Below are 8,656 nucleotides of genomic sequence, written 5' to 3' on the forward strand. Positions count from 1 at the left end.
ATTTTGAAGGAATCCTGTATCACCTGCATCAAGGATTTCAACTTTCTGCATCATCTGGCTTACAATCACCTCTATATGCTTGTCATTGATTTTTACACCTTGAAGTCTGTAAACTTCCTGTATTTCATTTACCAAATATTCCTGTACAGCGGTCGGTCCTTTGATAGATAGGATATCACTTGGCGTAATAGCTCCATCTGACAAAGCTTCACCTGCACGGATAAAGTCATTTTCCTGAACAAGGATATGCTTGGAAAGAGAAACCATGTATCTTTTCTTCACACCATCTTTAGATTCGATGAAGATTTCCCTGTTACCTCTTTTGATGCCACCGTATGTTACCACTCCGTCGATTTCAGAAACTACTGCAGGGTTGGAAGGATTTCTCGCTTCGAACAATTCTGTTACCCTAGGAAGACCACCGGTGATATCTCTTGTTTTACCAACAGATCTTGGAATTTTTACCAAGATTTGACCTGACTTCACTACTTCACCAGCTTCAACAGCTAAGTGAGCACCAACAGGGATATTGTAAGATTTGCTTTCGTCTGAACCGTAGTTTACAACGACAGCAGGGTTTTTGGTTTTATCTTTGGTATCAATGATAACTTTCTCTCTATAGCCAGTCTGGTCATCGGCTACTTCTTTGAAAGTAACGCCTTCGATGATGGAGTCGAATTCAACTTCACCATCAAATTCCGAAAGGATTACGGCATTGTATGGATCCCACTTACAAAGAGCATCTCCTTTTCCGATTTTTTGGCCATCCTTTACATTCAAAGTAGCTCCATAAGGAACATGGTTTGAAACCAAAGTCTTTCCGGTCTTAGCATCATTGATTTTGATTTCTCCCGATCTACCCATTACCATGGAGACAGGTTCGCCTTCTTTGGTGGTGGTATCAATCCATCTCAATTCCTCATCAAACTCAACAATACCTTCAAACTTGGCAGTGATGCTTGCTTCAACAGAAATGTTTGAAGCGGTACCACCTACGTGGAAGGTTCTCAAAGTCAACTGTGTACCTGGCTCACCGATAGACTGTGCGGCAATTACACCGACTGATTCACCGTTTTGTACCATTCTACCAGTTGCAAGGTTACGTCCATAGCATTTTGCACAGACACCTCTTCTCGTCTCACAAGTAAGTACTGACCTGATTTCAACTTCCTCTATGGTAGATTCGTCAACTTTCCTTGCAATTTCTTCAGTGATTTCAATTCCTGCAGGAACAACAAGTTCTTCAGTCACTGCATCATATACATCATGTACTGAAACTCGGCCTAAGATTCTTTCAGAAAGCGGTTCAACGATTTCGTCGTTGTCTTTCAAAGCCTGAACGACTAGACCTCTCAAAGTACCACAATCCTCTTCAGAGATGATCATGTCTTGAGCAACGTCTACAAGTCTTCTGGTCAAGTAACCCGCATCGGCTGTTTTCAAGGCAGTATCTGCAAGACCTTTACGTGCACCGTGTGTAGAGATGAAGTACTCCAATACGTCTAGTCCTTCTTTGAAGTTGGATAGGATTGGGTTTTCGATGATTTCACCGACAGAACCTTGAAGGTTTTTCTGTGGCTTAGCCATCAAACCTCTCATACCACCAAGTTGACGAATCTGCTCTCTGGATCCTCTGGCGCCTGAGTGCATCATCATGTAAATGGCATTAAATCCTTGCTTATCTTCCTCCATCTGTTTCATCAGGATATTGGTAAGGAAGGAATTCGTTCTAGTCCAGATATCAATTACCTGATTATATCTTTCATTGTCTGTGATCAAACCCATCAGGTAGTTATTCCAAACCTGATCAACCTCATCTTTTGCTTTTGCAATCAATGGATCTTTTTCAACAGGAATAATAACGTCATTCAATCCCATGGACAATCCACCGGCATATGCCATTTGGAATCCAAGGTGTTTGATATCATCAAGGAACTGGGCTGTTCTGGAAACACCGCAGATTTTAACAACTTCTGAAATGATCTGTTGAAGTTTTTTCTTAGTCAATAACTCATTGACAAAGCCTACAACCTCAGGAACAAATTGGTTAAAAATCAATCTGCCTGCGACAGTTTCAATGACTTTTTCAACCAATTGACCATTTTCATCCCTTACATGCACTTTACACTTGATAAATGCATGTTGAGAAATTCTACCTTCATTAAGGGCGATGATCACTTCTTCTTCTCCATAGAAAGTCATTCCTTCTCCAAGGACAATTTCTTCAGGAGTTGATCTTTTTCCTTTGGTCACATAGTATAAACCAAGAACCATGTCTTGAGAAGGTACCGTGATAGGTGCTCCGTTGGCAGGGTTAAGGATATTATGTGAGGAAAGCATCAAAGTAGAAGCTTCCAAGATTGCCTCATGTCCGAGTGGTACGTGAACCGCCATCTGGTCACCGTCAAAATCGGCGTTGAATGCAGTACATACCAATGGGTGAAGCTGGATTGCTTTTCCTTCGATCAATTTTGGTTGGAAAGCCTGGATACCTAATCTGTGCAAAGTTGGAGCACGGTTTAACAATACAGGGTGTCCTTTCAATACGTTTTCAAGAATATCCCATACTACAGGATCTTTTCTATCAACAATTTTCTTGGCAGATTTTACTGTCTTTACAATACCCCTTTCAATCAGTTTTCTGATGATAAAAGGTTTGAAAAGCTCAGCTGCCATATTTTTTGGAAGACCGCACTCGTGAAGTTTCAATTCAGGTCCTACGACAATAACCGAACGTCCTGAATAATCCACCCTTTTACCGAGCAAGTTTTGACGGAAACGTCCTTGCTTTCCTTTCAACATATCTGAAAGGGATTTTAAAGCACGGTTACCATCCGATCTTACGGCATTTACTTTTCTTGAATTGTCAAATAAAGAATCGACAGCTTCCTGTAGCATCCTTTTTTCATTTCTCAAAATGACCTCAGGTGCTTTGATATCTATCAATCTCTTAAGACGATTGTTTCTGATAATTACCCTTCTGTAAAGGTCATTCAAATCAGAAGTAGCAAATCTACCTCCATCCAAAGGAACCAATGGTCTCAATTCCGGTGGAATAACGGGAACCATTCTTACAACCATCCACTCAGGACGGTTTTCAATTCTAGTTCTTGCTTCTCTGAAAGCCTCAACGACTTTTAGCCTTTTCAAGGCCTCAGCTTTTCTTTGCTGAGAAGTATCTGTAGCTGCCTGATGTCTCAAGCTGTAAGAAAGGTCATCCAAATCCAATCTGGACAAAAGCATCTCGATAGCCTCTGCACCCATTTTGGCGATGAATTTATTTGGATCATCATCGTCAAGCATCTGGTTTTCTTTTGGAAGCTTATCCATGATATCCAGATATTCGTCTTCTGTCAAAAAGTCAAGATATTGTACGCCGTCTTCTGCTTTAATACCAGCTTGGACGACTGCATATCTTTCATAATAAACAATTTGATCCAATTTTTTGGTCGGAAGACCCAATAAGTATCCAATTTTGTTAGGAAGGGATTTGAAGTACCAGATATGAGCCACTGGAACCACCAATTCGATGTGTCCCATTCTCTCTCTTCTTACTTTCTTTTCAGTAACTTCAACACCACATCTGTCACAGATGATACCTTTATATCTTATGCGCTTATATTTTCCACAATGACATTCCCAGTCTTTTACAGGACCGAAAATCCTCTCGCAGAACAATCCACCCATTTCAGGCTTATAGGTTCTGTAGTTGATTGTTTCGGGCTGCGTTACTTCACCATGTGAACTATCCAGAATGGATTCTGGAGAGGCCAAACTAATAGTGACTCTGGAAAAGTCGTTGTTTAGTTTTTTGTTTTTTCTGAACGCCATAATTGTCGAAGAGTATGTGAAGGGCCTTCCGGCCCATTGAAATTTTATTAATCAAGGGTAATCTCTAGAGCAAGTCCTCTTAGCTCGTGAACCAATACGTTGAATGATTCAGGGATATTTGGCTTGGGAAGGTTTTCACCTTTTACTATAGCCTCATACGCCTTGGCTCTACCGACCACGTCATCAGATTTCACAGTTAAGATTTCCTGCAACACATGGGATGCTCCAAATGCTTCGAGCGCCCAAACTTCCATCTCTCCAAAACGCTGTCCACCAAACTGGGCTTTACCACCCAATGGCTGCTGCGTGATCAAAGAATATGGACCGATAGACCTTGCGTGCATCTTGTCATCTACCAAGTGACCAAGTTTCAACATGTAAGTGATACCTACTGTTACCGGCTGATCAAATCTTTTACCTGATAGACCATCATATAGGTAAGTCCTGCCATAAGAAGGCAATCCTGCCAAATCCAATTCATGGGATACTTCCTCCATGGTAGCTCCGTCGAAGATTGGTGTAGAATATTTCTTACCAAGCTTCATACCGGCCCAAGCAAGAACGGTCTCATAAATCTGACCGATGTTCATCCTTGAAGGTACACCTAGTGGATTGAGTACAATATCCATAGGAGAACCATCTTCCAAGAAAGGCATGTCTTCTTCCCTTACAATTCGGGCTACAATACCTTTGTTCCCATGACGACCTGCCATCTTATCTCCAACTTTTAGTTTACGTTTTTTGGCAACATAAACTTTAGCAAGCTGGACGATACCAGCCGGAAGTTCATCTCCAACCTCAAGGGTAAATTTATCTCTCTTGAATCTACCGGAAATTTCATTTCTGGAATTCACGTAGTTCTTAACCAACTTTTGGATCAAAACATTTGTGTGATCATCTTCAGTCCAGTCATCAAGGATAATGTCTGAAATTAGGTTTGCTTCTTCAGGAACATTGTAGTTAGACTCATCTCTGTAAGGGTTTTTTGCAGGGAAGAGATTTTGCTCAATGTTCTTCAAGTTGAACTTAACACCTTTGCTGATGATCTCATCTCCAAATTTATGTCTTACACCTTGAGAAGTTTTCCCGTCAAGAAGAGTGACTAATTTATTGATCATTTTTGCACGGATACCCAAAAGGTCTTTGGCATATTTGCCTTTCAGTTTTTCAACCTCGGCTTTTGATTTTGCCCGAAGGTCTTTGTCTTTCTTAGGTCTAGAGAATAGTTTGGTTTCGATAACAACACCATTTAATGATGGAGAAGCTTTCAATGAAGCATCTTTTACATCCCCGGCTTTATCACCAAAGATTGCTCTCAGCAATTTCTCTTCAGGTGTTGGATCAGTTTCACCTTTTGGCGTAATCTTTCCAATGATAATATCACCTTCTTTTACCTCAGCACCAACTCTGATGACACCATTTTCGTCAAGGTTTTTAACAGCTTCTTCAGAAACGTTTGGAATTTCAGAAGTAAGTTCTTCCTCTCCTCTTTTGGTATCCCTTACTTCAAGTTGGAATTCCTCAATGTGAATGGAGGTAAATACATCTTCCCTTACTACCCTTTCGGAAATAACGATCGCATCTTCGAAGTTATATCCTTGCCATGGCATGTACGCGACCATCAGGTTTTTACCTAAAGCCAACTCACCATTATTAGTAGAATAACCCTCAACCAGAACCTGACCTTTGGTTACTTTCTCCCCTTTTAATACCAATGGAGTGATATTGATGGTAGTGTCCTGATTGGTTCTTCTAAATTTAACCAGTTCATAAGTCTTGTACTCATCACTGAAATTTACCAAAAGGTCATCTTCAGTCAGGTTGTACTTGATAGTGATTTTACTAGCATCCACATATTCCACTACGCCATCTGCTTCAGCCAAAACCAAAGACCTAGAATCAGTAGCTGCTTTTGCTTCCAAACCGGTACCCACAATCGGAGCCTCAGGTTTCAATAATGGAACAGCCTGACGTTGCATGTTAGATCCCATCAAAGCACGGTTGGCATCATCATGTTCCAAGAATGGAATCAGGGAAGCTGCAACTGATACAATTTGATTAGGAGCAACATCCATATAGCTTATTTCCTTAGGCTCTAAAACCGGGAAATCACCCTCAAATCTTGCTTTTACTTTTTCATTTATAAATACACCATTAGCATCCAATGGCGCATTTGCCTGTGCGATATTGTGGTCATCCTCTTCTTCAGCAGTCAAGAAAACAATATCGTTAGCATTCATGCTTACTTTACTGTCTTTCACTTTTCTGTATGGAGTTTCAAGGAAACCCATAGAATTCACTTTTGCGTGAACGCAAAGAGAGGATATCAATCCAATATTTGGACCTTCAGGTGTCTCGATAGTACACAAACGGCCATAATGCGTATAGTGAACGTCACGAACTTCAAATCCAGCTCTTTCCCTAGAAAGACCGCCTGGGCCCAATGCAGATAACCTCCTCTTGTGGGTAAGTTCAGCTAGTGGGTTAGTCTGATCCATAAACTGGGAAAGTTGGTTCGTGCCAAAGAATGAGTTAATTACAGAAGAAAGCGTACGTGCATTAATCAAGTCAACAGGCTTAAAGTCTTCATTGTCACGGACGTTCATTCTTTCTCTAATTGTTGTTGCCATACGTGCAAGACCAACTCCGAATTGACTGTACAATTGTTCGCCAACTGTTCGGACCCTTCTGTTACTTAAGTGGTCAATATCATCGACTACCGCTTTGGAATTGATCAAACCGATCAAGTACTTCACAATGCTGATGATATCTTCAGTTGTCAATACAATTTTCTCAGGATCAATCTGTAATCCTAATTTTTTGTTTATTCTATATCTACCTACTTCTCCTAAGTCATATCTTTTGTCAGAGAAGAAAAGACCGTGAATAACCTCACGGGCAGTTGCCTCATCAGGAGCTTCGGTATTTCTCAATTGACGATAGATAACTTCAACTGCTTCTTTTTCAGAGTTGGAATTATCTTTCTGAAGTGTATTATAAATTATGGAAAAGTCAGCAACATTGACATCTTCTCTGTGGAGAATGATAGACTTTGCACCTGATTCCAAAATCAAGGCAATATCTTCGTCAGTAAGAATGGAATCCCTTTCCAACAAAACTTCATTTCTGTCTATAGAAACTACTTCTCCTGTATCCTCATCTACAAAATCCTCTACCCAAGTTCTGAGAACACGTGCAGCAAGTTTTCTACCGGAAACTTTTTTAAGATTATTTTTAGTAGCATCGATTTCTTCGGAAAGACCAAACAAATCAAGTATTTCCTTATCTGAACCAAAACCAATGGCTCTCAACAAGGTAGTTACAGGGAATTTTTTCTTTCTGTCAATGTACGCATACATGACGTTATTGATATCCGTTGCAAATTCAATCCAGCTGCCTTTAAATGGAATAATTCTGGCTGAATATAGCTTGGTACCATTTGTGTGTTTGCTTTGCGCAAAGAAAACACCCGGAGATCTATGCAATTGGGATACAATTACCCTTTCGGCTCCATTTATTACAAATGAACCCTTTTCGGTCATGTAAGGAAGGTTCCCTAAGAAAACTTCTTGCTCGATGGTTTCAAAATCCTCATTGTCTTCATCATGACAAAGAAGACGTAATTTCGCTTTAAGAGGAACAGAATAAGTAAGACCTCTGTCAATGCACTCCTCAACACTGTATTTTGGAGGATCGACTGCGTAGTCAATAAATTCAAGTGTAAAGTTTTCACGAGAATCCGAAATAGGGAAATTCTCAGAAAATACCTTGAACAGACCATCTTGTCTTCTTCTTTCAGCAGGAGTATCCAATTGGAAAAAGTCTTTGAAAGATTGTAATTGGATATCTAAGAAATCCGGATAGTCTTTGACTACCTTAATAGATGAGAAACTTTTCCTTACGGTTTGATTCTGGATAGCCAAGGCAGTATATGTTTTAGTGATAATGAATAACTAAATGCGACAATTTTCGCTTAGAATAATGCAATTTATTACCTGTGCACAAACAGGAAAAGACCTGACTATTGAGTCAGGTCCTAATTCATAACCTTTGCCTATAAGGAAAGGTTATTCAAATTATTTAATCTCTACTTCAGCACCAGCTTCTTCAAGAGACTTCTTCAAAGCATCAGCCTCATCTTTAGCGATACCTTCTTTTACAGCTTTAGGAGCTCCATCAACCAATTCTTTAGCTTCTTTCAAGCCAAGACCGGTCAATTCTTTCACTAGCTTCACAACAGCCAATTTCTGACCGCCAGCAGCTTTCAAGATTACATCAAAAGAAGTTTTTTCTTCCACTTCAGCAGCACCGGCACCGGCACCACCAGCAGGACCAGCAACAGCTACAGCAGCAGCTGCAGGCTCAATGCCGTATTCATCCTTCAATATATCAGCCAATTCTTTTACTTCTTTTACAGTCAAGTTTACTAACTGATCAGCAAGTTGTTTAAGATCTGCCATTGTATTAATATTTAAATTGTTGATTTTTTTTAACTGATTTGATAACTTAATATTTTATTCTTTTTCAGAAAGCGTCTTAACAAGACCTGCCAATGTATTCTGACCACTTTGAAGTGCAGAAATAAGGTTTTTAGCAGGGGATTGAAGAAGCGCAATCACATCTCCAAGAAGTTCTTGCTTGGACTTCAAGTTGGAAAGTAAATCCAACTGATCCTCACCTAAGAAAATTCCTGAATCAATTGATGCTCCTTTAAACAAAGGCCTAACTTCTTTTTTTCCAAGTTTTTTTCTGAAATCTAGGATTACTTTTGCAGGAAGGTTACCAGTCTCTTTTGAGAAGATAATACCTGAGAATCCTTTTAAAG

At 40.0% G+C, this 8,656-nt stretch carries 4 protein-coding genes; all 4 read right to left on the reverse strand.

Annotated features, from left to right (window positions below; translation table 11 throughout):
* Positions 1-3,831 (reverse strand): DNA-directed RNA polymerase subunit beta' (gene rpoC / locus ACZFYI_RS10855; RefSeq protein ID WP_462524151.1); only part of this gene is annotated, 3,831 nt, incomplete at its 3' end.
* Positions 3,832-3,878: 47 nt separating this feature from the next.
* A complete protein-coding gene (gene rpoB / locus ACZFYI_RS10860) occupies positions 3,879-7,754 on the reverse strand; it encodes a DNA-directed RNA polymerase subunit beta (RefSeq protein WP_462524152.1) in 3,876 nt (1,291 codons plus the stop codon).
* Positions 7,755-7,907: 153 nt separating this feature from the next.
* Positions 7,908-8,291, reverse strand: coding sequence for a 50S ribosomal protein L7/L12 (gene rplL / locus ACZFYI_RS10865; RefSeq protein ID WP_462524153.1), 384 nt, complete (start codon positions 8,289-8,291; stop codon positions 7,908-7,910).
* A 54-nt stretch (positions 8,292-8,345) separates the two neighbouring features.
* Positions 8,346-8,656: 50S ribosomal protein L10 (gene rplJ, locus ACZFYI_RS10870; protein WP_462524154.1), on the reverse strand; the 311-nt coding region annotated here is incomplete at its 5' end.

The sequence above is a fragment of the Aquiflexum sp. genome, from assembly GCF_977115555.1.

Excerpts from the sequence above, each read along its gene's own strand:
- rplL (WP_462524153.1), bottom strand. The coding sequence starts at position 8,291 with ATGGCAGATCTTAAACAACTTGCTGATCAGTTAGTAAACTTGACTGTA.